The following is a 21238-nucleotide window of genomic DNA, read 5'->3' on the forward strand; positions in this document are numbered from 1 at the left end:
TTATCTTGAAGCCCAGGCAGATTTCATCCACGGTTATCTGGCTACATGCCAGTGCACCAGTCAAGCCTGCCCAGGGTCAGGCCTGTAATGGTTGTGGAGTTTGCTGTGCGGCTGAGCCTTGCCCGGTGGCGTGGGTGTTTTTATGGCAGTTTCGTGGCCGTTGCCGGGCGCTGGAATGGCATGCGGATGTGCGGCAATATCGCTGTGGGATGCTAATCCAGCCTGCGAATTATGTGCGTTTGCTGCCGCGTGCATGGCAGGGCTGGTTTGCCAGACGGGTGAGGCGGTGGATAGCGGCGGGGACGGCTTGTGACTCGGATGTTAGTGTAGCTGTCGCGACCGAGGGTGAATAGCTATCACAAAAACTTCGCACAAATAAACACAAGCACAAAATTGCCGCCCACCAGCATGGCCGGGATGCGCAAATCTGGTTTTAAATCATCCGTATTAAATTCTGCCTTGATCGCGGCGGCGATACCATTTACGGTTTCTTCACGGCTGCCATTTGCGACGGCTGCATTTTTTTCCATGACACGTGCTGCGACGGCGACAAAGTCGAATTTGCTCATCAAACCGCTGAAAATGGCTTTGTTGATTCTTGACTGCTCGCTCAGCGTGGCGATCAGGGCGCTGAGTTTTTCCTGGATGACGGCACTTTTGGCTTGCGCGGTATCGAGTATGTTTGGATAGGCATCGAGCAACTTGCCCATGACAAAGCGGGACAGGTCTTCACCATGTTTTTCTACGATGAAATGAAAGGCAGCGGCTGCACCCTGTTTTTGGCCTATGAAAAAATAGACGATAGGGGCGAACAAGGTCAACGCCCCCATCAAGCCACTGTGGCGTGACCCGCTGTTGGAGAAATACAGGAACAGGACGAGATTGAAAATCAGGCCAAAAACCGTGTATCCAATAATACGGCTGGTCAACTTGACGCCTGCCAGCGCTGTGACGTTCAAAATACTTTTAATTGCCATGTCTGCTGTTCCGTCTGTATGAGGTAAGAAATTATCAACAAATCATAGCACACGAGAAGTTTCACAAAGTAAAAGTAAGATGCAGTACTCAGAGCCTTAGCGCGTCATCAATAGCAAACGCAAAGCCAGCAAGGACAGCACTGCCGCCAGTATGCGCGCCTGCAATTTTGCGGCTTTGGCATGGCGCATCAATGCATGCCGGATGACATGGCCAAAGCTGCCCAGCAAGGCATGAAAGACTGAGCTGATGATGGTCAGTGTTAGACCGAGTAACAGCAATTGCTGTGTGACTGAGTCTGTTTGTGCATCGACAAATTGCGGCAAGAACACCATGAAGAATAACAAGGCCTTGGGATTGAGCAGGCTGTTCAGGCAGGCACGGGCAAATACCGTGCGCAGCGGCACTGCCTGAGCAGTAGCTGGTATTGCTGAACCAGGATTACGTAGCGCCTTGTAAGCCATCCACAGCAAATACACCGCACCCGCATAACGTATCAAGTCAAACGATGGTGGCCATGCCGTGATGATGGCAGTGATACCGCAGGCGGTCAGCAGCGTGAGGATGATGTCTGCTGCACCTATGCCCAATGCGGCAGCGATGCCGCCACGCACACCATATTGCATGCCGCAAGTCATGACAAAGGCCATATTCGGGCCGGGTGAACATAGTAAAAGCAAGACAGCAATGCTGAAGGTGGCGAGGGTAGTCAGGCTGATCATGGTAGCTGTCCTGGTGGTTGCTGAAAAGATGCAGGCAGTGTAGTCTTTTGATCTGATACAGTAAAAAAATTGTTCTAGATACTTTCTTGTTCCTGTCTTATGGCCCTGGCTCGCTACAAATCCATCGTTGATGATTATGCTGCCCGCATACGCAGCGGCAAATTGCGCCCCGGCACGCAGTTGCCGACCCTGCGCAAGCTCATGCAGGAGCATGGCATTGCGCTGGCAACGGCGTCACGTGTCTACACTGAACTGGAGACGCATGGTCTGGTTGCCTGTGAAATGGGACGGGGGACTTTTGTGCGCGATACCAGTTTGCCGCGTGGACTGGGACTGGAACAGCAGACCTTGCAATCTGGTGCGGTGGATTTGATCTTTAATTACCCGTGTTTGCCAGGGCAAGATGAAATGCTGCGCGAAGGCTTGCGCGCAATCGCTAGCTCAGGTGACCTGGATGCCTTGCTGCATGCTGCGCCCCAAGGTGGCCGCCCGCATGAAAGACAGATCATCGCCCGCCATTTACGCAACCGCGGTTTGCGTTTACCTGCAGAGCAGGTACTCATCGTCAACGGTGCACAGCAGGCGCTGGCGGTGACTGTGCAGGCCTTGCTGGCACCGGGAGATATTCTGGTCATGGATGCGCTGACTTTCCCCGGCATGAAAACCCTGGCGCAATCTGCACGGCTGGATGTAGAAGCCTTGCCGCTGGCAGAGGGCAAATTGAACTTGCCAGCCCTGACTGCGCTGTGCAAACGACGGCCAGTGCGTGCCGTGTATGTCATGCCCACCATGCACAATCCCATGGGCACGGTGATGACAGATGCGGAACGCAAGCAACTTGCGCAACTGGCGCAAAAGTATCAATTTTTGATCATAGAAGATGGGGCATATGCCTTCCTGGCAGAGCCTGCACCCAAACCTGTTTTCACTTATGCGCCTGAGCAGACCGTGTATATTTCTGGCCTGTCAAAAAGCGTGGCATCGGGTTTGCGCATAGGTATGCTGGCCGCACCGTCAGCATTGATACCTGCACTGGAAACTGCCATCCGCGTCACCTCAGGCAACACGCCATCATTGATGATCGCACTGGCCTGCCTGTGGATAGAAACAGGTGCAGTCGATGAACTGGAAATAAGAAAGCGCAAGGATGCCAGACAGCGTCAACGCCTGGCACGCACAGTTTTGCAGGGCTGCGATGTCAGGTCGCATCCTTCGTCATATTATTTATGGCTGAGTCTGGGTGAAGGCGTGCGTGCTGACCAAGTTACCGTAGAACTGGCGAAGCAAGGCGTCATGGTCAGCACGGCAGATGCTTTTTCTGCTGGAGCCAATGCGCCGCAAGCCTTGCGCCTGGCACTGGGTTCCATACCGCTGGATGCGCTGGAAAATGCGCTGCATAAGGTACAAAAGCTTTGCAGTTATTAAGTACCTGCACAACACATCAGGTCATGCGGTTTTTTGCCAGTGGCGGGTTCTTGGAAAAATATTTCTTGATGCCCTTCATGACGGCATCTGCCAGTTGATCCTGGTAGGCATTGTCGGTCAGCTTGGCTTCTTCTTCCGGGTTGGAAATGAAGGCGGTTTCTATCAGGATGCTGGGGATATCAGGGGCTTTCAATACCGCAAAGCCAGCCTGTTCAACCGAACCCTTGTGCAGCCTGTTGATACCGCTGATCTCACTGAGTACGACCTTGCCCAGCTTCAGGCTGTCATTGATTTGTGCCGTTGTCGATAAATCGAGCAAGACGCTGGCAAGTTGTTTGTCGTGGGTCTTGATGTTGACGCCACCGATCAGGTCGGCGGCATTTTCTTTATCTGCCAGCCAGCGGGCAGCAGTCGAGCTTGCGCCTTTTTCTGACAAGACAAATACGGAAGAACCACGTGCGCTGGAATTAACAAAGGCATCTGCATGCACTGACATGAACAAATCTGCCTGCACGGCGCGGGCTTTTTGTACCCTGACGTTCAGTGGCACAAAATAATCAGAGTCACGTGTCAGCATGACACGCATATTCGGGTGTTGCTCTATCTTGGCCTTGAGGCGTTTGGCAATCGCCAGCACCACGTCTTTTTCACGGCTGCCGCCACGGCCTATGGCGCCGGGATCTTCCCCACCATGACCGGGGTCAATGGCGATGGTGATCATACGTGTCAGTTGTACCGGTTTTTCCTGCTTTTCTATGGCTGGCGCACCGGGTTTGATTTCTGGTTGTGGATCAAGTTTGACTTCTGGCTTTGGTTCAACTTTGGGCTCACTCTTGCCCGCCAATATATCTGCCGGGTTGGCGGTCGCCACCGGAGCCTGGTTGATGGCACCGGGTTCCTTGTTCCATTCCCCTTTTTCTATCAATGCCGCCAAAGGGTCAGTAGGGTTGGACGGGTAAAGATCGAATACCAGCCTGTGCTTGTAATTACCCACCGGTGGCAGGGTAAATACCTGCGGGCTGACTTCTTCTTTGAGGTCGAACACCAGGCGCACGACGTTGGGGCGGTTCTGGCCTACGCGCACTTGCTTGATATAGGGGTCATTCGACTTGATCTTGGCGACCAGCTCCTTGAGTTTGGCATTCAGCTCCAGGCCTTCGATATCGACAAACAGGCGATACGGGTCTTTCAGCACGAAATGATTGGTTTTCAGCTCGCTGTCATTTTCCAGCGTGACGCGGGTATAGTCTTCTGCCGGCCAGACACGCACGGCCAGTATCTGCGCCGCATTGGCAGCAGGTGCCAGGACAGAGAGCAGCAGAGTACCGCCTGCCTTGAGCAGGACGCGGCGTTTTTGGGAGCGCACTGTATCAGTACCAGACGTACTTTCAGGGCTTACAGATTCGGGGCGAACTTGAGTGATGCGAGACATGCGATACCTTTAGCAGACAACGCGTGCAATTCTACCTCACGACCGTTACCGGCGACGCGCAAAAATACATTCAAATCGGGTTCTGGCAGTACGCCATCGGCTTTTTCTGGCCATTCAACGACGCAAATATTGCTGTCATTAAACTCTTCCCGGAAGCCTGCTTCGGCAAATTCATCTGCACTGATCATGCGATACAGGTCAAAATGCATGATGGTGACAGCCTGGCCCTTGAGTGTGACCTGGTAAGGTTCGGCCAGGGTATAAGTCGGGCTTTTGACGTTGCCATTGTGGCCAGCTGCATGGATCATGGCGCGGGTCAGGGCAGTCTTGCCTGCACCCAGGTCGCCATGCAAAAAGATGCTCATGCCCGGTGTCAGCGCATGCGCCAGGCATTTACCCAGTGCCTGGGTCGCTGCTTCATCGGCGAGTGTGGTCTTATAATGTGACATTTCCTGCAAAGTTTCCTATTCATGAATCTGCCTAACATAGCACAACACCCTCAATCTGTGTACTACAGAGGGGCGGGCGCGTGAGTCTGGACAGCACAGCCCTCGCCGACCTGGCCGGGCAAATACGCCTGTGGGGCAAGGAGCTGGGCTTTGCCGAGCTGCGCATAGGTGATGTCGATCTGTCGCATATAGAAGGCAGCTTCCAGGCCTGGCTGGATGCGGGCTACCATGGTGAAATGGCCTATATGGCAAGTCATGGGACTAAACGCACCCGTCCGGCAGAGCTGGTACCAGGCACGGTCAGGGTGATTTCTGCCCGCATGAATTATTTGCCCAAGACAGAAAGCTGGCGCGCTGAAGAGCAGGGGCAGGCGGCAGACAAGGCCGTGATTTCACTGTATGCGCGTGGCCGCGACTACCACAAAGTCTTGCGCACCCGTCTGCAGCAACTGGCTGAACGCATAGAAAAAGCCATAGGCCCCTTCGGTTACAGGGTCTTTACCGATTCTGCCCCCGTTATGGAAGTGGCGCTGGCAACTAAGGCTGGCTTGGGCTGGCGCGGAAAACATAGTCTGTTACTCAGCCGCGAAGCTGGTTCCATGTTCTTTCTGGGGGAAATCCTGATTGACATTCCCTTGCCTGTCGATGAGCCGGTAGGCGAGCATTGCGGCCAGTGTAGCGCCTGTATGGATGTCTGCCCGACCAAGGCCATCGTTGCGCCTTATACCGTTGATGCGCGCTTGTGCGTGTCTTACCTGACCATAGAGTTGCACGGCAGCATACCAGTGGAATTGCGCCCCTTGATCGGCAACCGCGTCTATGGCTGCGATGATTGCCAGTTGGTGTGTCCCTGGAATAAATTTGCCCAGGCTGCCGCCGTTGACGATTTCTCTGTCCGCAATGGCCTCGACAATGCCCGCATGGTGCACTTGTTTGCCTGGACGGAAGAACAATTCCTGCGCATGCTGGAGGGGAGCCCGATACGGCGCATTGGACATGAACGCTGGTTGCGTAATATTGCGGTTGGCTTGGGGAATGCAGCGGTTAGTATGCCGGGGAATGTTGAAATCGTTGCGGCCTTGCAGGCACGCTTGACTCATCCTTCAGAGATGGTGAGGGAGCATGTGGTGTGGGCTTTGGAGCGGCATAGAGTAGATAGTTAGTCCATCGTATCCAGAGCTAATAAACCGTAATGGTAATTTCGTCGCTCCTGCGAAGGCAGGAGCCCAGTGGCGTTTGTTGTGTACTTTTGTCGCGTGTAAAACGATTGTCCTTCGTGGACACAAGCCGGGTCTCGACCCGGCAATCGAGATACTTTCTTTTGCTTCGCCAAAATAAAGTATCCAAAGAAAAGGCGACCGAGGCGTCGCTGCCCCTCCGGGGTCCCCTTTGCTGCAAGTCAAAAACAGCAACAGAGTCAAAAACAACCCCAAAGTCAACAGCAACGTCAATGCGGCCGCTCGGTATATTGCTGCTTTAATTTTTCCTTGACGATCACCTCACCAAACTCAACCACACCGGCAAAGTCAGCACTGACAACACCGTACTGGCCGAAATCAAAAACGCTACAAACGGCCCGTTCCCACCCATGCGCGCTGCCAGTACATAGGCACTGGATGCCGTAGGCAGTGCGCAGAAGACCACGGCGATTTGTAATTGCAGTGGTGGTAGTTCCAACCAACGCCCCAAAAACAGGGCGATTAGGGGAAGGGCCAGCAGCTTCACCGATAAGAAGTAGGCAGCGATGCCCTTGGCTTCACGCAGGCCGGACAGACGCATGCCTGCGCCAACTGCCAGCAGACCCAACGCAATCGAGGCATTGCCAAGGCGCGACAGGGTGGCGGCTATACCTTCGGGCATGGGGATTTCGAGCACGCTGAACAGCACGCCGCTGGCGGTGCCGACAACAAGCGGGTTGCTTGCGATTTCTTTCATGAGCCTGCCGCTGTTGTGGGCGAGGGCATACACGGCGCCCATATTACAGAGTGGTACGAGGAAACCAATCAGCAAGGCCATCAATGCTGTCCCTTCTTCACCCGCGAGGCGCGAGGCGATTGCCAGGGCGATATAGGAATTAAAGCGAAATGCTGTTTGCACACCGGATTCAAATATCCTGGGCGCTGTCTTGAACATGAATTTGGCCAGCCAGCCCAGCAACATGCCGCAAGCCGTGGTGATCAAGGCGACCTGTAGCAAATGACCCGTTGAATGAAAATCAAAGCGGGTGCGTGATGTCGTATAAAACAGCAGGGCGGGGAACATGATGAAGTAGACGATTTTTTCCACCCCGGCCCAGAAATGCCCGCCCCAGTGCGCATGACGCGCCAACAGAAAACCGATGAGTATCAGACTGAAGTCGGGGAAGAGCAGGGTGAAAATCGACATCGTTCTTTATTTCAGCAATCCCGCCAGTTCTACTGCAGTCTTGACCTGCATCTTGTCAAAAATATGGGCGCGGTGTACTTCTACAGTACGCATGCTGATGCCTAACTGATCAGCGATGACCTTGTTCATTTTGCCCAGCAAGATCAGGTCAAGCACTTCTTTTTCCCTGGCCGACAGGCTGGCCAGGCGGTCGTGCACCAGTGCGGCTGAACCTGCCTGGCGCGAGATGGCCAGGGCTTCTTGCACTCTGTCCATGAGTTTGTTGTCATTGAAGGGCTTTTCAAAAAAGTCAAAGGCACCACGTTTGAGGGTATCTACTGCCATAGGTACGTCGCCATGGCCGGTCAGAAATATGACGGGCAGGCGTTTGGTCAATTGTCTGGCTGCCAGCATCTCAAACAGATTGATACCAGTCAGGCCGGGCATGCGCACGTCCAGCAGGATGCAATCGCCCTGGGTGTCAAAGATCAGGGGCTTGTCGAGTGCGGTCAGGAATTTTTCTGCGCTTTCGTAGCTGTGCGCGGCAATTTGCCTGGACCTGGCCAGCCAGGATAAAGAGTCGCGTATGACCTCTTCATCATCAATGATATGTAACATGTGATCTCCTGTTTATTGTTTGGCGCACTCATGTTGCTGCGCTCGGATAGTCTTGGATTGGCAAAGCGAATTGGAAAATAGTACCACCGGCTGGATTTTCATGATGTGAGAGCTTGCCGCCATGGAATTCGATCGCGGTGCGGCAGATATTCAGGCCCATGCCCATGCCGGCAGATTTGGTGGTGAAAAACGGTGAAAACAGTTTTTCTGCCACTTCAGCCGGTATGCCGTGCCCTCTGTCGGTTACGCTGACGATAACTTGCTGGCTGCTTTCATCCAGCGCCGCCTCCACCCGCAATATGCGTTTTTCTGGTGCGGTGGTTTGCATGGCTTCTATGCCATTCCTGGTCAGGTTCAGCAGCACTTGTTCCAGCAGGACACGGTCAGCCAGTACCAATGGCAGCTTGGGCCTTACCTTCCATTGCAGGGCGACATGGCTGGCCTGCGCCTGTAATTCCACCAGCGGCATGGCGCTCTGTACCAGGTCGGCAATTTGCAGGGGCTCGCGGGCGGCTTCGCGTTTTTTTACGAATTCATGCACGCTGCGTATGATCTGGCCTGCGCGCTGGGCCTGGGCATTAACTTTTTCCAGCGCACTCTGAAACAGGCTACGGTCTATCATGCCAGCCTGCAAGAGATTGACCGCGCCAGTGGTGTAACTGGAAATCGCTGCCAGTGGCTGGTTCAGTTCATGCGCCAGCATCGATGCAATCTCGCCCATGGTGGCCAGTTTGGCGCTGGTATGCAGTTTCTCTTCCTGTTGTCGGGTCAGTTCCTGCGCCCGTCTGAGTTCAGAAATATCGAGGATAGAACTCATCCAGCCCGCCTGCTTGCCCTGCTCATCAATCAGTGCAGATTCATAGATCAGTACCGGAATACGCTCGCCGCTGGCATGCTGGTACGTAGTTTCGAAACCTTCTGACGGCACTGTGCCAGCCAATAATTGGGTAAAGCGCTGCTGGTATTCTTCTATGGCTTCCGGTGCCCAGTAAGGCATGGGCGGCATGCGCCCTATGATTTCTTCTGCCGGGAAACCCACCATGCGGCAAAAAGCCGGATTCACATAAGTCAGGCGGCCTTCCATATCGCGGGCCCGCAAACCGGTGACCAGGGAATTTTCCATGGCGGTACGGAAGGTGACTTGCTTGCGTAATGCACCTTCAGCCGCCAGCCGCCGGTTGATATCGCGCCACAGGGCCAGCAGGCTCCAGATCAGGCCTATCGATAGCAAAATGACCGACAGCACCAGCAGGTTCGACAAGAGCTTGGGTTCAGTCTTGATGCTATTGGTACGCAATACCAGGCTCAGGCTGGGCAATTCCCAGGCACGGCTATGGGTGTAGACGTTTTTACCGCTGCCACCGGCACTGCGTTCCGCCAGGATGCGGTCGTCGATATCAGTGATGGTGATCTGGTTGTCCTGGGCAAACCACCAGGGCACTAGTTCTTCCAGGATGGCATTCATGCGATAACTGATCATCATGCTGCCTATCCTGCGATCGTCCTTGATCAGGGGGATCTGGCAATGCATGAGATAGGCATTCTTGGCATTGATTTCCAGCACAGGCTTGCGGCAGATGGTTTCCTCACTGACATCGAGTTCACCAAATTCAAAATGGGGCAGGGGCAGCCTGTCATTATTTGCTGGAATGACTTCGCGGGTATCGACCAGTATTTTATTATTGGCGTCGTACCAGGCTATGCGCTGGATTTCGCGGTTATTCTTGAGTATGGTACGGAAGCGCTCTAGCACTGCATCTTTTTGCAGTTTGGACGATTTGATTTCATTGCCTATCTGGCGCAAGACTTCGTCATTGCGGTTAAGCTGGAATTGTATGGCCTGTTCCACCCACAGCGAATCAGCGATCAGTTGTTCCTGACGCTCATTGGCTTCCATGCGTTGCGCCTGCCACGGTAACCAGATCAGCGTGGACAAAAATAACAGCAACAGCAAAATAGGAATAATCCAACGCCATTTTTGATTGGGCCAGGATTGGGAACGGTGGCGACTTTTCATAAAAACGAGTTTATCGCAGCCAGGTAATTGCTGACAGGGTTAATTGATGCATGTTTAAGGCTTGTTGTTTCAGATCATGAGATCACTTACAAAGAGTGATAGTTGAGGTTGGAAAGTCAAAGGGCCAGAAATATGTGCATTTCTGGCCCTTTACTTCGTTTATTTGCTTACATCATTCCCATGGCCCGTGGCAGCCATAAGGAGAGCCCCGGCCAATACGTGACAATGACGAGGAAGACCAGCATAGTGCACAACCAGGGCATGACCGCAACAGTCAGCTCGGTAATACTCATTTTTGAAATGCCACTGGCCACATACAGGTTCAAGCCTACCGGTGGGTGACAGAGCCCGACTTCCATATTGGCATCAATCAGGATACCAAAGTGAACTGAATCAATACCCAGGCGTATGGCTGCAGGATGCAGGATAGGTGCCATCACCAGGATAATCGAGGATGGTTCCATGACATTGCCAGCCAGCAGCAGCAGGATATTGGTGAAGAACAGGAAGCCAGCCTGGCCCAGTTCTTTGCCCAGGATCCAGTCAGCCATGAGTTGAGGAATATTCTCATGCGCCATCAGGAAGGAGAACAGGACCGCATTGGTGATGATGTACAGCAGCATGGCCGACAGCGCAGCTGAGTTAACCAGCACTTTGGGCGTGTTCGCTATTTTCATGTCCTTGTACACGAAGACTGAGATAAAGAAAGCGTACACGGCGCTCATGGCGGCGGCTTCGGTAGCGGTGAAGATACCGCTATAGATACCACCGATGATGATCACGACCAGCATCAGGCCCCAGATACTTTCACGGAATGCCTTCCAGCGCTCACCCCAGGTCGCTCTCTTCATGCGTGGGTAGCCATGCTTCCTGGCCAGATACCAGGTAGTGGCGCACAGCATGGCCGTCAGCAGCATGCCCGGGAACAGACCCGCTACGAACAAGGCACCGATAGAGGTATTGGTAGAAATTGCATAAATTACCTTGGGAATCGATGGCAGCATCAGGATACCAAGGGAACCGGCAGTGATGATGACACCTGCGCCAAACTGCTTGGGATAGCCCTGTTTGACCATGGCTGGCAGGATGATGGAACCAATCGCCACCACAGTCGCCACGCTGGAACCGCATACCAGCGCAAACATGGCGCAGGAAATGATACCTGCCAGCGCCAGACCACCATGCCAGTGGCCGACCATACTGGTTGCAAAATTGATCATGCGCTTGGCAACGCCGCCATGCGTCAGGAAATTACCGGCCAGGATAAAGAAAGGGATCGCCATGATCTCAAACTTTTCTATACCGGTGAACAGTTTCAGGGCCACCGCCTCAATCGGCACCTGGGTGAGCAGGTACATGAACATCAATACTGTCAGACCCAGGGCAATAGAGACCGGGATGCCGGTCAGCATCAGGGCAATCAGCAGGGCAAACACGATACCGATTTTACCGAACATGCACATGGCACCGAGTGCCAGGGCTATGCCACACAAGACGATGGTGGCACGTTGTTTTGACATCTGTTTGATGCCCAGTGTATCAATGGCGGCACTCATTACACACCTCCTTTAGTTGCTGTTGCGGCTGCTGTAGCCGTTGCAGGTTGTAATTGAATGGCGCTTTCTTCTTCACTCAAACCTTCTACATGGGCATGGTCATGCACAGGCAAATCACCAGTACGATAAAAGATAAGTGCGACCTGAATAAAGCGGAAGCACATCAGATAAGAACCCATCCAGACTGCGGAATAGACTATCCAGGTTGGCCATTCCAGATCTGGTGTGGTCGGGCCTTCAGTCAGTTCAGTAATGGAGAGGCCCAGTGTCTTGAAAACTGCATAATGCATGCCGTTCTCCCATACAAAAGTCAGGCCCAGTGTGCCGATGATACCGGTAAAGATCATGCCGCAGACCAGTGCTGTATATACAGTCGCATTGCGCCATTCTGCAGGCAGGCGGGTTACCAGCACGTCAACGCCCACATGCACACCGGCTCTTACGCCATAGGCGGCACCAAACTTGGCCATCCAGACGAACATGATGATGCAAAGCTCTTGCGCCCAGCTGAAGTGCAGGGACAGTAGCCAATCCTGTACCACTGGAATACTGAAGCCAGTACCGTAACGATGAAGAACAGAGACGAAGATGATGAACGTTGCACCGCCCATAAGGGCAGCGATAATCCACTCTTCCAGATGATCGAGAAATTTCATGGCAGGATCCCTTTGGAAAAAATAACGCGATTGTGAAAAGACAGGCAGTATTTTGTTTAAATATGCCTTGGTGCCGATCCGGGTAGATAATATTTGTAGCGCATTGTGGAGCGATCTGCTGCTATCGTCACAAGCTACAATTTTGCATTCCGTATCGCTACCGCAAGTCAGGACGACTGGCGGGCTTCAGCTAAGCAATGTGGATTTTTGCTTCATAAGGTCCCCGTATTGTAAGAATTAATTTTTATTTTGCTTCCCATTTTCAAGTAGCAATGCAGCTGCCACAACTGTGGTTTTCCACATTGTGTCATACAGTATACTTTTGCAAAAAACAAAGCTGGCGAACTTTGATAAAGCTATGATGGTTTTTCAATGCCATATTTCATGCATGGAATAGGTATAAGTATAATAATTTTTCGATCAAATGGCTGGGGCAATGTCATTTCTGTGCTGCCATGGCCAGACTTGTGGTTTTCCACAGTTGGCAGATAATGCTTACCTTGCAATAATCAGTGCAACAATCCATAAAAACGTCTGGAGACAAATATGAAACTGAAGTCAGTGCTGTTTTCCCTGTTGACCGCTTCCCTCGTGAGTGGTGCTGCATTTGCGCAAGCACCTATCGTCATTAAATTCAGTCATGTGGTTTCCAACGATACGCCTAAAGGCAAAGCTGCCGAGCGCTTCAAGGAATTGGCTGAAAAAGCCACCAAGGGGCGCGTCAAGGTTGAAGTTTATGCCAACAGCACCCTGTACAAAGATAAAGAAGAACTGGAAGCACTGCAATTGGGTGCTGTGCAAATGCTGGCACCTTCCCTGGCCAAATTTGGCCCGCTGGGCGTGAAAGAATTTGAAGTTTTTGACCTGCCGTATATTTTCCCTTCCAAAGATGTGCTGTACGCAGTGACCGAAGGCCCAATCGGCAAAGACCTCATGAAGAAGCTGGAGCCCAAGGGCATCATCGGCCTGGGCTTTTGGGACAATGGCTTCAAGGTCATGTCCGCCAACAAACCCATGCATTTGCCTGCGGATATGAAGGGACAAAAGCTGCGTATACAATCATCCAAGGTACTGGATGCACAAATGCGCGCTCTGGGTGCCAATCCTCAGGTGCTGGCATTCTCTGAAGTTTATCAAGCCTTGCAAACGGGCGTTGTTGATGGCACAGAAAATCCGCCATCCAATCTGTATACGCAAAAAATGCATGAAGTGCAAAAGCATGTCACGGTAACAAATCACGGTTATCTTGGTTATGCAGTCATCGTCAATAAAAAATTCTGGGATGGTTTGCCAGCAGATATACGTGCACAGTTGGATGAAGCGATGAAATCGTCAACCAAGTATGCGAACGCGATTGCCCAGCAAGAAAATGACAACGCACTGGAAGCAGTTAAGAAATCTGGAAAAACGGCGGTCTATGTGCTGACCGACAAAGAAAAAGCTGAATGGCGCAAGGCCTTGTTACCTGTACAAAAAGAAATGGAAGGACGTATAGGTAAAGACCTGATTGCCAACGTCAACAAAGAAGCCGTCAAACTGGGTTTCAAATAATTTTCTGAGTAATCAAAAACCATCATGACTTTGTCATGGTGGTTTTTTTATTTTCAAGCTTGCAAATAGAGGTGCTCTGGTAGCAGGCAGGCTTTATGTAAGGCCCAGGCAGCCATTTTTCAGAGTCCCCAAATTGGTGAATAAACTGTGCAACCGTAGCCGTTTTGCCATGCTTCGCGACGAAGGTGTTGGGGCTTTTGCTTATTGCTTACGCAGTGCCTGTTATCACAGGCTTGTCAAATTTGCTTTGTAAATAAGTTAAACAAAGTAAACTGACCAAAGTTTAAAAGAAATTGCTGTGTTTCCCGCAAGGAAATACGGCATTTTTTATTTTGGCAGAATTTAAATTGGTGTTGCCTAGCACATTTTTTAGGTTTATGATCGATTTTCACATATCTGCAACAATGCACTGTTTTGTATCATTTTTATTTTGAAAGCCAAAACTTGTCATGCTATATTCACGGCAGTTCAGAATTCTGCAAGACAAAAACAAGAAGAAAAAGGCACACAGGTTTAAAAGGCGGTAGTGCAAAATAACGGTAACAATACCGTACACACTGAGGAGACGCGCGTTTTTACTACAAGCTGAGCGGATGTGATAAATTTAAAAAAATCGCATACGCTAAACAGCCGAAAACGCGAAAGATGTTTTAAGGGCGCATCGTATGATGCGCCTTTTTTCTTTTGTCAAAAAGGAAATCATGTTGAACAAAGAATCTAAAGAATCCAAGGAAGCAGGTTTTTTTTCCGCCATCGTCGAAGCACCTTTTGGTGCCGTCGGCATACGCTGTGAAGACCAGAAGGTAAGCGAGCTGGTCTATCTGCCACCACGCTTCCAGGAAAAGGCGCCCACTGACAAAGTGGCTGAAAAAGCTGCCAAACAGATATCTGCCTATTTGCAAAACCCGGACTTTCAATTTGACCTGCCTTTGAAAGAGGCGGGTACTTTGTTTCAGAGTAAGGTCTGGCAGGCCATATCTTCCATACCGCGTGGTCAGGTGCTGACCTACGGCCAAATTGCCAAATACATACGCTCTGCACCGCGTGCAGTTGGCCAGGCTTGTGGTGCCAACTGGTACCCATTGGTGATCCCATGTCATCGTGTCACTGCAGCTGGTGGCCTGGGTGGTTTTGCTCATCATGATGATGAAACAGGGTTCCACCTTGGCGTGAAGCGCTGGTTGTTGACCCATGAAGGTGTGCCAGGTTTTACCCAGGAAGCATTGTGGAAGTAAAGCAGCTACCTGTAGTCTTGCCTGAAAAATTAACAGCGCAAATCGACCAGTTTTGTGATGCACTGTGGCTGGAGGATGGCCTTGCAAAAAACACCATAGAAGCTTATCGCCGTGACATGCGTTTATTTGCTGAACATTTGCATAAAGAACAAAGCAAACATTTGTATGAAGTCAATCATGCTGACATAGGCAATTATATTGCGGTCAAACATGGAACATCCAAAGCCAGTTCTGCCAACCGGCGCATGAGTGTACTCAAACGCTTTTATTTGCTGGCGTTCCGTCAAAATTTGATCAGTGAAAATCCCTGCACCAAATTGCGCTCAGCCAAACAGGGGCAGCGTTTACCGAAAACCCTGAGCGAAGCGCAGGTCGTCGCCCTGCTGCAGGCCCCGGATGACACAAATCCGCATGGCTTGCGCGATAAGACCATGCTGGAATTATTGTACGCCTGTGGCTTGCGTGTCAGCGAACTGGTAGGTTTGCGCTCGATAGAAGTCGGTTTGAATGAAGGCGTCCTGCGTATCACTGGCAAAGGCGACAAAACCAGGCTGGTCCCCTTTGGTGAAGTGGCACGTGCATGGCTGGAGCGCTATCTGCGCGAAGGGCGGCCAGCTATCCTGAATGGGCAGATTGATGATGCCCTGTTCGTCACTGCACGCGGCGGCGCCATGACCAGGCAGATGTTCTGGATACTTATAAAAAAATACGCGACGCAGGCAAATATCACTACTCATTTGTCACCCCATACTTTGCGTCATGCCTTTGCCACGCATCTCTTGAATCATGGTGCCGATTTGCGGGTCGTGCAGTTATTGCTTGGCCATGCAGATATTTCAACGACCCAAATTTATACACATGTGGCACGTGAGCGTTTAAAAAAGCTGCATGCCTTGCATCATCCACGCGGTTGATTTACTTGATCGCGGATAAAAAAATCCACGCAAATCAGCGTGGATTTTTAATTGAAGCGTATGGATTTATTTTACTGCCGTATTTTCTTCCAGGAATTTTTCTACCCTGTTCCAGAAATCGACATTGTTTTGAGGCTGACGCCAGCCATGGCCTTCACCTGTATAAGTGATCCATTCCACTTTGGTAGTAGTTGGCACCGCTTTTTTGAAACGCTCACCATGTACCAACGGGACACGGCGGTCTTCTATGCCATATGCCAGAATTAAAGGCTTGGTCAGGCGACTTGCCTGCTCTACTGGCGAAGTAGCTTTTAATTGTGCCGCATCTTTTTCCTGGTCACCGATGAGGATAGGCATACCGTAGCGTTGCCAGGTACTGCCAGCTTGATCACTCCAGCTTACATCATAGAGCAGGTTGATGTCGGTAACACCGACCCAACTGATACCGCAGCGGTACAGGTCTGGTTCTTTGATCAACCCCATCAATACCGCATAACCGCCATAGCTGGCGCCGGCGATACAGATACGCTTTGGATCGGCATAGCCCTTTTCAACTGCCCATTTCGTGACATCAGTAACGTCGTCCTGCATGGAAAGACCCCATTGTTTCCAGCCAGCTCTGTTCAATGTCTTGCCATAACCTTCGCTGCCACGGAAATCTGGCTCTATGACGATATAACCACGTGAAGCCAGGAATTGTGTTTCCCGGTTCCAATCCCAATGCCCGCCACGCACATATGGACCACCATGTACCATGACTACCATTGGCAGATTCTTGCCAGTGCTATTTCGCGGAATGGTGATATAGGCCGGAATTTCCAAACCATCGCGAGCCTTGACTCTGACAAAGTCTTTGTACGACATCTTCTTGGAATCAATTTCTGGTTTGCTGTCACCAATGGCCGTAAATTGTTCAGTTTTTGTGTTGTAGATCAGATATGAACCAGGGTGAACGTCTGAAAATGAATGTACGACAATTAAATCATTTTCAGCGTTAGTACCACCGGACAAACTGTTGACTGTGTTTGGCAATGCTTTATCAATTTTCGCTTGATAAGATTTCCATTTTTCATCAAGCCACAATACGCCCGCAGCATCACTTTCATAGCTGATACCCAAGAGTTTGTTTTGCTTATTGTTGAAGATAAACCTGCCAGCGAAATCAAATCCTTTGGTCGATACAATGGGTATATCGTCGATTTTATTTTTTTCCAGGTCATAGCGATAAATGGAAGTTGTGTCCTGTCCCTTGTGAGCCCTGACATAGAGCTGGCCATCCGGTGCAATAAATGCAGGCGCGAAACCATCTTCCTTGATATTGTCAAACGTAATCAGATTGCGCCATTGCTGGGTTTTTGGATCCTTATATTCAATACCGGTCATATTATCTACTTGGGTAGTTGCAATCCGAAGCTGACCAGATTTATCGAGCATGAAACCTACTGAGTTGACTGGCGCAAGAATGGTTTCGTTCTGTCCTGTCACTGTATTCAGTTTAAGCAACGCTGCGCTGCGATTTTTACGATTACCCGTTTGACGAGTTACATATATATCGTTTTCTTCGTTTGAACCGACGGTGGAATGAAGTTCATGCAGGCCGTTGAGTACCCGTGTTTTTTCCCCACCCACGCTACCTATCAACTGACGAATTTCAGTACCATCTTTATTGATGGCAAATGTCCCGCTACCACCGCGACCCTCACCAATCAGTGCGCGAACATCGCCGATGCTGAAAACCAGCCTTTGGCTACTGACCCAATTAAAAGAAACAACATCTGTTTTGTCATAGCCGGCAATAACTTTGGGCGTCAGGGTGGCCGCATCGAGAACTGACAATACAAACCGATCGTTGCTATTCAATGCCAGCATGGCGATTGATTTACCATCTGGCGACAGCTGTACTTTTTCAATGTGAGAAATTTTGAAGAAATTTTCAACCGGGATTTTTTCTTGTGCTGGCGTCTGGGCATGAACTGCTGCCGTCAGACTGAAAGCGATAAATGCGCAAGCAGAGAGTTGCCTGCACATGGTATTGAGCAGTTGTTTCATTCTTTTTCCTATGCAGTTCAATTTTGAAAAATAAGAAGCACTAAAAATAAACGCCCCGGATTACGAGGCGTTTATTCATGACACTACATTAGCCGATCAACGGAAAACGTATCTTGCTGACAATGTGAAATAACGACCGAGGTTGTTATGCAAAGTCGAGTTGTAACCTTGCTGGATAGTTGCAGCAGTGGTCGATGGATTGTAAGGTGCTTTGGAATCAGTAACGTTTCTGATATTGATGCCCAGAGTCAGGTCTTTAAATCCAGTGTAGGTATAACCTACGTCCAGAGTAGTCCAGCTTGAGATTTGGCAATCTGGGAAATACTTGGTGTAGTTAGGTTGGTTAGCAAAAGTCGCGCCTGGAACACCAGCCGGAACACCGCTGCCATAGTAGCAGTATGGTGTTGCATAGGTTGTGGCGTTGTCATAGCGACGATATTCCGCGATGCTGTCGGTGAAGTTGATCGTACCGTAGGCAGTATGTGGACCTTTTTCCCAAACCGTACGCAGTGTTGCACGCAGACGTGGGATAGGACCAACGGAAGTTGCCCAGTCATTGATACCACCGGCTGTACCAACAGCATTTCTTTCTACGTCGCCTGGAGCTTCTGCACGACGATAAGAAATCAGGTAGGTGGATTTAAATGATGTAGACAGCTTGCCATTTTCACCCAGGTTGTTGCGCATTTTCAGCTCAACGTCCACACCACTGACTTCAGTACTGCCTTGGTTAACCCAAGGAGTTTTTACTGCCAGCAACGGACCTGTACCAGGGATAGGATTGCCATTGGCATCCTTCAACTGATTCAATGGGTTTGTGTCGCGGACAATGTAGTCAGCTGGGAAGTTACCTGGATGTTCCAGCAGGAAAGTAGAGCTACTCAGGGCAACTTCACCTTCTTGACGCAGTTTGTATGCATCTACAACGATGTCAAAGTTGGCTGTTGGAGAGTAGATCAGACCCAGAGCATAGCTCTTGGATTTTTCTGGTTTCAGATCAGGATTGGCACCACCGACACCGGATACACTCTTGGAGCAGTCAGCCTGTTCAGCACCTGCAACAGGGTTTGCACCATTCGGGCAACGGATAGGATCAACTGTACCGTTCAGGAAGAACTGCGCACCACCGGCAGCAACCTGGGACAAGGCTGGAGCGCGGAAGCCTTCAGCATATGTACCACGGAATGCCAGACCGTCAACAACTGTCCATTTTGCACCGACTTTAGGTACGAAATTACCTTTGAAAGAAGGGTATTTATCGTAACGGCCAGCGAAGTCCATTTCGAAGTTTTTCAGGAATGGTGTACGCAATTCGAGGAATGTAGAAGCTACATTACGTTGCGCATCAATCGCAGTTGTTGACAGACCCAAGATGTCACCGCGTGCATTGACCGGATCTGGGTTGATGGACAGTTTTTCTTGACGGAATTCAACACCTGCAGCAAAGCCGATTGCACCGCCACCGAGAGAACCAAATTCTGTCGTTGCCTTGGCATCCCACTGAGCGATTTCAGCAGTTGCTTTGTTGACCAGAGTCGGGCTGATGGTAGGATCAGCTGCGATGGAAGCCAGTGAGCGGTTTTCTGTAATCAGCTTGCGCAATGTAGGCAGATACAGGAAGCCAGTCGTAGCTTCTTCGCGTTTGGAACGGTTCCACAATACTGCAGTTTCCCAATCCCATGTAGAAACGGTGCCTTTCAAGCCGGCAACCAGACGTGCGCTCTTGTTATCGAGATCAGTACCTGCTTTCAGGTTCTCAAAGCGATAAGACACGGCAGAACGTGCATCAGGATTTGGATTGTCCGGGTGACCAACTGGCAAAATTGCCTGGAAAGGCGTTGCCAGACCACCAACCAGGAAGTTGGTTGTTGGAGATGTACCACTGATGGAACGTGGTGAAGAGCGATAAACGCGCTTGGAATCTGTATAGGCAAACTCACCAAAGGCAGACAGCTTGTCGTTGATTTTCAGATTGCCAACGGTCATGAAGTTGACGTCATCACCTTTGGTCTGTGCATCAGTATCTGCATCCAGATCGTAGTTACAGAACGTGCGGCCGAACAGTACGCTTGTAGATGCAATATTGTTTGATGCTGCACCGACGATTTTGCGTGAAGGGTCGCAATTGGTCTGGTTGATAACTGTTGCGCCTGTCGTGAAGAAGGACAGGGAGCCAGGAGTACGTTCTTTATAGAAGAAAGCCTGGTTGGAAATGCTGCTGCTATAAGGATTCAAACGATAGTTAATGTCAGCATAGGCTTGAGCATTGATATCGTTGGAACCATTTTTCATGGTTGTGGCGTTTTGTTTTCTATAATCGATAGCAAACAAAGCGTTATAACCCTGGCTGGAATAGTCACCAAAACCAATCGTACCATTCACGTTTTGACGACCAAACTCGCGGTCATCATTAGCTGCGGCGGATACTGCAATTTCACCGCCCTGATAGTCACGCTTGGTGATGAAGTTGATAACACCGGCAACCGCATCGGAACCGTAAACTGCTGACGCGCCATCTTTGAAAATTTCTACTTTTTCAATCGCGGACAGAGGGATGCTGTTCAGATCGTACAGTGTCGATTGACCATTGTTTGGGTTCGCATACGCAGATGGCGTCATGCGGCGACCATTCAACAGAATCAGTGTGGAAGTTGAACCCAGGCCACGCAGGGATGCTGTTGCAACACCGCGGGAGAAACCATTTTGGTCTGGTGTGTCGTTATAACCACCAGTACCCATGGAAGGAACATTTTTCAACAGTTCGAGAACCGTTGTCGCACCACTTTGCTTGATTTCTTTAGCAGTGATGGTTTGAATCGGTGATGTGCCTTCTTTATCAGCGCGCTTGATGTTCGAGCCGGTAATTTCGATACGTTGTGGTGCTTCAGTCTGAGCGTGGGCATAGCCCCCGATCAGCATGGAGCCAGCAAATACGCTGAGCGCCAGGCGCACTGACTGCACGCCTATTTTTTCTTTAAATATCATTATTGTTCCCTCTTTGTTGATAGACCAGATGCAATCGGGTGCCGGATCCGTGTTGGCAGTTAGGTTCACTTCAAAAATTTTGTAAATTTCTAAACTTTCCTGTACTGCTACCTGATGAAATGCTGCCGAATCCATCCTCTTTATAAATGCGTGCGGGAAGTGAAAGGCAATGAATCAAACAGAACTTTATTATGTAAATAAAATACCTTTCGGGGAAAGCATTTGTTACTTTTTTTTGGTGGCTTGTTGTTTGATGGCGACAAGAAATGAAAATTTAATTTCTAAATTTT

Annotated in this window: 17 protein-coding genes; 6 read left to right on the forward strand and 11 right to left on the reverse strand. The window is 50.4% G+C overall.

Annotation, left to right across the window (positions count from 1 at the left end; all coding sequences use genetic code 11):
- Positions 1-5: 5 nt before the first annotated feature.
- The gene (locus AC3WQT_RS19970; RefSeq protein WP_492706372.1) at positions 6-353 is read left to right on the forward strand and encodes a hypothetical protein; all 348 of its coding nucleotides are present in this window, start codon (positions 6-8) and stop codon (positions 351-353) included.
- 3 nt (positions 354-356) lie between these two features.
- On the opposite strand, the gene AC3WQT_RS19975 is transcribed toward AC3WQT_RS19970, so the two are convergent.
- Together AC3WQT_RS19975 and AC3WQT_RS19980 are read right to left on the reverse strand one after the other, a co-directional pair.
- On the reverse strand, positions 357-977 hold the full coding sequence (locus AC3WQT_RS19975; protein WP_492706373.1) for a hypothetical protein: 621 nt from the start codon (positions 975-977) through the stop codon (positions 357-359).
- A gap of 96 nt (positions 978-1073) precedes the next feature.
- Positions 1074-1697, reverse strand: coding sequence for a LysE family translocator (locus tag AC3WQT_RS19980; RefSeq protein ID WP_492706375.1), 624 nt, complete (start codon positions 1695-1697; stop codon positions 1074-1076).
- Positions 1698-1796: 99 nt separating this feature from the next.
- On the opposite strand from AC3WQT_RS19980, the gene AC3WQT_RS19985 reads away from it, so the two are divergent.
- Positions 1797-3122: an aminotransferase-like domain-containing protein gene (locus AC3WQT_RS19985; protein ID WP_492706377.1), complete on the forward strand. Its 1326-nt coding sequence runs from the start codon at positions 1797-1799 to the stop codon at positions 3120-3122.
- Positions 3123-3138: 16 nt separating this feature from the next.
- Here AC3WQT_RS19985 and AC3WQT_RS19990 read toward each other — a convergent pair whose 3' ends face one another.
- A complete protein-coding gene (locus AC3WQT_RS19990) occupies positions 3139-4554 on the reverse strand; it encodes an N-acetylmuramoyl-L-alanine amidase (protein ID WP_492706379.1) in 1416 nt (471 codons plus the stop codon).
- Positions 4518-5003, reverse strand: a complete 486-nt coding sequence (gene tsaE / locus AC3WQT_RS19995) for a tRNA (adenosine(37)-N6)-threonylcarbamoyltransferase complex ATPase subunit type 1 TsaE (RefSeq protein WP_492706381.1) — start codon at positions 5001-5003, stop codon at positions 4518-4520. The genes AC3WQT_RS19990 and tsaE overlap by 37 nt, the downstream gene beginning before the upstream one ends.
- 80 nt (positions 5004-5083) lie before the next feature.
- On the opposite strand from tsaE, the gene queG reads away from it, so the two are divergent.
- Positions 5084-6166, forward strand: a complete 1083-nt coding sequence (gene queG, locus AC3WQT_RS20000; RefSeq protein ID WP_492706383.1) for a tRNA epoxyqueuosine(34) reductase QueG — start codon at positions 5084-5086, stop codon at positions 6164-6166.
- Between the two features lie 331 nt (positions 6167-6497).
- Here queG and AC3WQT_RS20005 read toward each other — a convergent pair whose 3' ends face one another.
- The 5 genes from AC3WQT_RS20005 to AC3WQT_RS20025 form a co-directional block, all read right to left on the reverse strand.
- Positions 6498-7388 carry an AEC family transporter gene (locus AC3WQT_RS20005; RefSeq protein WP_492706385.1) on the reverse strand — a complete coding sequence of 297 codons (891 nt, stop codon included), beginning with the start codon at positions 7386-7388 and terminating at the stop codon, positions 6498-6500.
- 6 nt (positions 7389-7394) lie between these two features.
- Positions 7395-7985 carry a response regulator transcription factor gene (locus tag AC3WQT_RS20010; RefSeq protein ID WP_492706386.1) on the reverse strand — a complete coding sequence of 197 codons (591 nt, stop codon included), beginning with the start codon at positions 7983-7985 and terminating at the stop codon, positions 7395-7397.
- A gap of 28 nt (positions 7986-8013) precedes the next feature.
- On the reverse strand, positions 8014-10002 hold the full coding sequence (locus tag AC3WQT_RS20015) for a sensor histidine kinase (RefSeq protein WP_492706388.1): 1989 nt from the start codon (positions 10000-10002) through the stop codon (positions 8014-8016).
- A 167-nt stretch (positions 10003-10169) separates the two neighbouring features.
- Positions 10170-11459 (reverse strand): TRAP transporter large permease, encoded by a 1290-nt coding sequence (locus AC3WQT_RS20020; RefSeq protein ID WP_492706827.1) that lies wholly within the window; start codon positions 11457-11459, stop codon positions 10170-10172.
- 98 nt (positions 11460-11557) lie between these two features.
- Positions 11558-12214, reverse strand: coding sequence for a TRAP transporter small permease (locus AC3WQT_RS20025; RefSeq protein ID WP_492706390.1), 657 nt, complete (start codon positions 12212-12214; stop codon positions 11558-11560).
- 546 nt (positions 12215-12760) lie between these two features.
- Between AC3WQT_RS20025 and AC3WQT_RS20030 the strand changes: the two genes are divergently transcribed.
- The 3 genes from AC3WQT_RS20030 to xerD all read left to right on the forward strand — a co-directional run bounded on the left by AC3WQT_RS20030 (position 12761) and on the right by xerD (position 15914).
- Positions 12761-13765: a TRAP transporter substrate-binding protein gene (locus AC3WQT_RS20030; RefSeq protein ID WP_492706392.1), complete on the forward strand. Its 1005-nt coding sequence runs from the start codon at positions 12761-12763 to the stop codon at positions 13763-13765.
- A 701-nt stretch (positions 13766-14466) separates the two neighbouring features.
- Positions 14467-15000, forward strand: a complete 534-nt coding sequence (locus tag AC3WQT_RS20035) for a methylated-DNA--[protein]-cysteine S-methyltransferase (RefSeq protein ID WP_492706393.1) — start codon at positions 14467-14469, stop codon at positions 14998-15000.
- On the forward strand, positions 14991-15914 hold the full coding sequence (gene xerD / locus AC3WQT_RS20040; protein ID WP_492706395.1) for a site-specific tyrosine recombinase XerD: 924 nt from the start codon (positions 14991-14993) through the stop codon (positions 15912-15914). Before AC3WQT_RS20035 ends, xerD begins: the two co-directional genes overlap by 10 nt.
- A 66-nt stretch (positions 15915-15980) precedes the next feature.
- On the opposite strand, the gene AC3WQT_RS20045 is transcribed toward xerD, so the two are convergent.
- Positions 15981-17963, reverse strand: a complete 1983-nt coding sequence (locus AC3WQT_RS20045; RefSeq protein ID WP_492706397.1) for a S9 family peptidase — start codon at positions 17961-17963, stop codon at positions 15981-15983.
- Between the two features lie 96 nt (positions 17964-18059).
- Positions 18060-20948: a TonB-dependent receptor plug domain-containing protein gene (locus AC3WQT_RS20050; protein WP_492706399.1), complete on the reverse strand. Its 2889-nt coding sequence runs from the start codon at positions 20946-20948 to the stop codon at positions 18060-18062.
- Positions 20949-21238: the final 290 nt, after the last annotated feature.

Source organism: Undibacterium sp. FW305-107, from assembly GCF_058788535.1.

Excerpts from the sequence above, each read along its gene's own strand:
- AC3WQT_RS19975 (WP_492706373.1), bottom strand. The coding sequence starts at position 977 with ATGGCAATTAAAAGTATTTTGAACGTCACAGCGCTGGCAGGCGTCAAG.
- AC3WQT_RS19980 (WP_492706375.1), bottom strand. The coding sequence starts at position 1,697 with ATGATCAGCCTGACTACCCTCGCCACCTTCAGCATTGCTGTCTTGCTT.
- AC3WQT_RS19985 (WP_492706377.1), top strand. The coding sequence starts at position 1,797 with ATGGCCCTGGCTCGCTACAAATCCATCGTTGATGATTATGCTGCCCGC.
- AC3WQT_RS19990 (WP_492706379.1), bottom strand. The coding sequence starts at position 4,554 with ATGTCTCGCATCACTCAAGTTCGCCCCGAATCTGTAAGCCCTGAAAGT.
- tsaE (WP_492706381.1), bottom strand. The coding sequence starts at position 5,003 with ATGTCACATTATAAGACCACACTCGCCGATGAAGCAGCGACCCAGGCA.
- AC3WQT_RS20005 (WP_492706385.1), bottom strand. The coding sequence starts at position 7,388 with ATGTCGATTTTCACCCTGCTCTTCCCCGACTTCAGTCTGATACTCATC.
- AC3WQT_RS20010 (WP_492706386.1), bottom strand. The coding sequence starts at position 7,985 with ATGTTACATATCATTGATGATGAAGAGGTCATACGCGACTCTTTATCC.
- AC3WQT_RS20015 (WP_492706388.1), bottom strand. The coding sequence starts at position 10,002 with ATGAAAAGTCGCCACCGTTCCCAATCCTGGCCCAATCAAAAATGGCGT.
- AC3WQT_RS20020 (WP_492706827.1), bottom strand. The coding sequence starts at position 11,459 with ATGTTCGGTAAAATCGGTATCGTGTTTGCCCTGCTGATTGCCCTGATG.
- AC3WQT_RS20025 (WP_492706390.1), bottom strand. The coding sequence starts at position 12,214 with ATGAAATTTCTCGATCATCTGGAAGAGTGGATTATCGCTGCCCTTATG.
- AC3WQT_RS20030 (WP_492706392.1), top strand. The coding sequence starts at position 12,761 with ATGAAACTGAAGTCAGTGCTGTTTTCCCTGTTGACCGCTTCCCTCGTG.
- AC3WQT_RS20035 (WP_492706393.1), top strand. The coding sequence starts at position 14,467 with ATGTTGAACAAAGAATCTAAAGAATCCAAGGAAGCAGGTTTTTTTTCC.
- AC3WQT_RS20045 (WP_492706397.1), bottom strand. The coding sequence starts at position 17,963 with ATGAAACAACTGCTCAATACCATGTGCAGGCAACTCTCTGCTTGCGCA.
- AC3WQT_RS20050 (WP_492706399.1), bottom strand. The coding sequence starts at position 20,948 with ATGATATTTAAAGAAAAAATAGGCGTGCAGTCAGTGCGCCTGGCGCTC.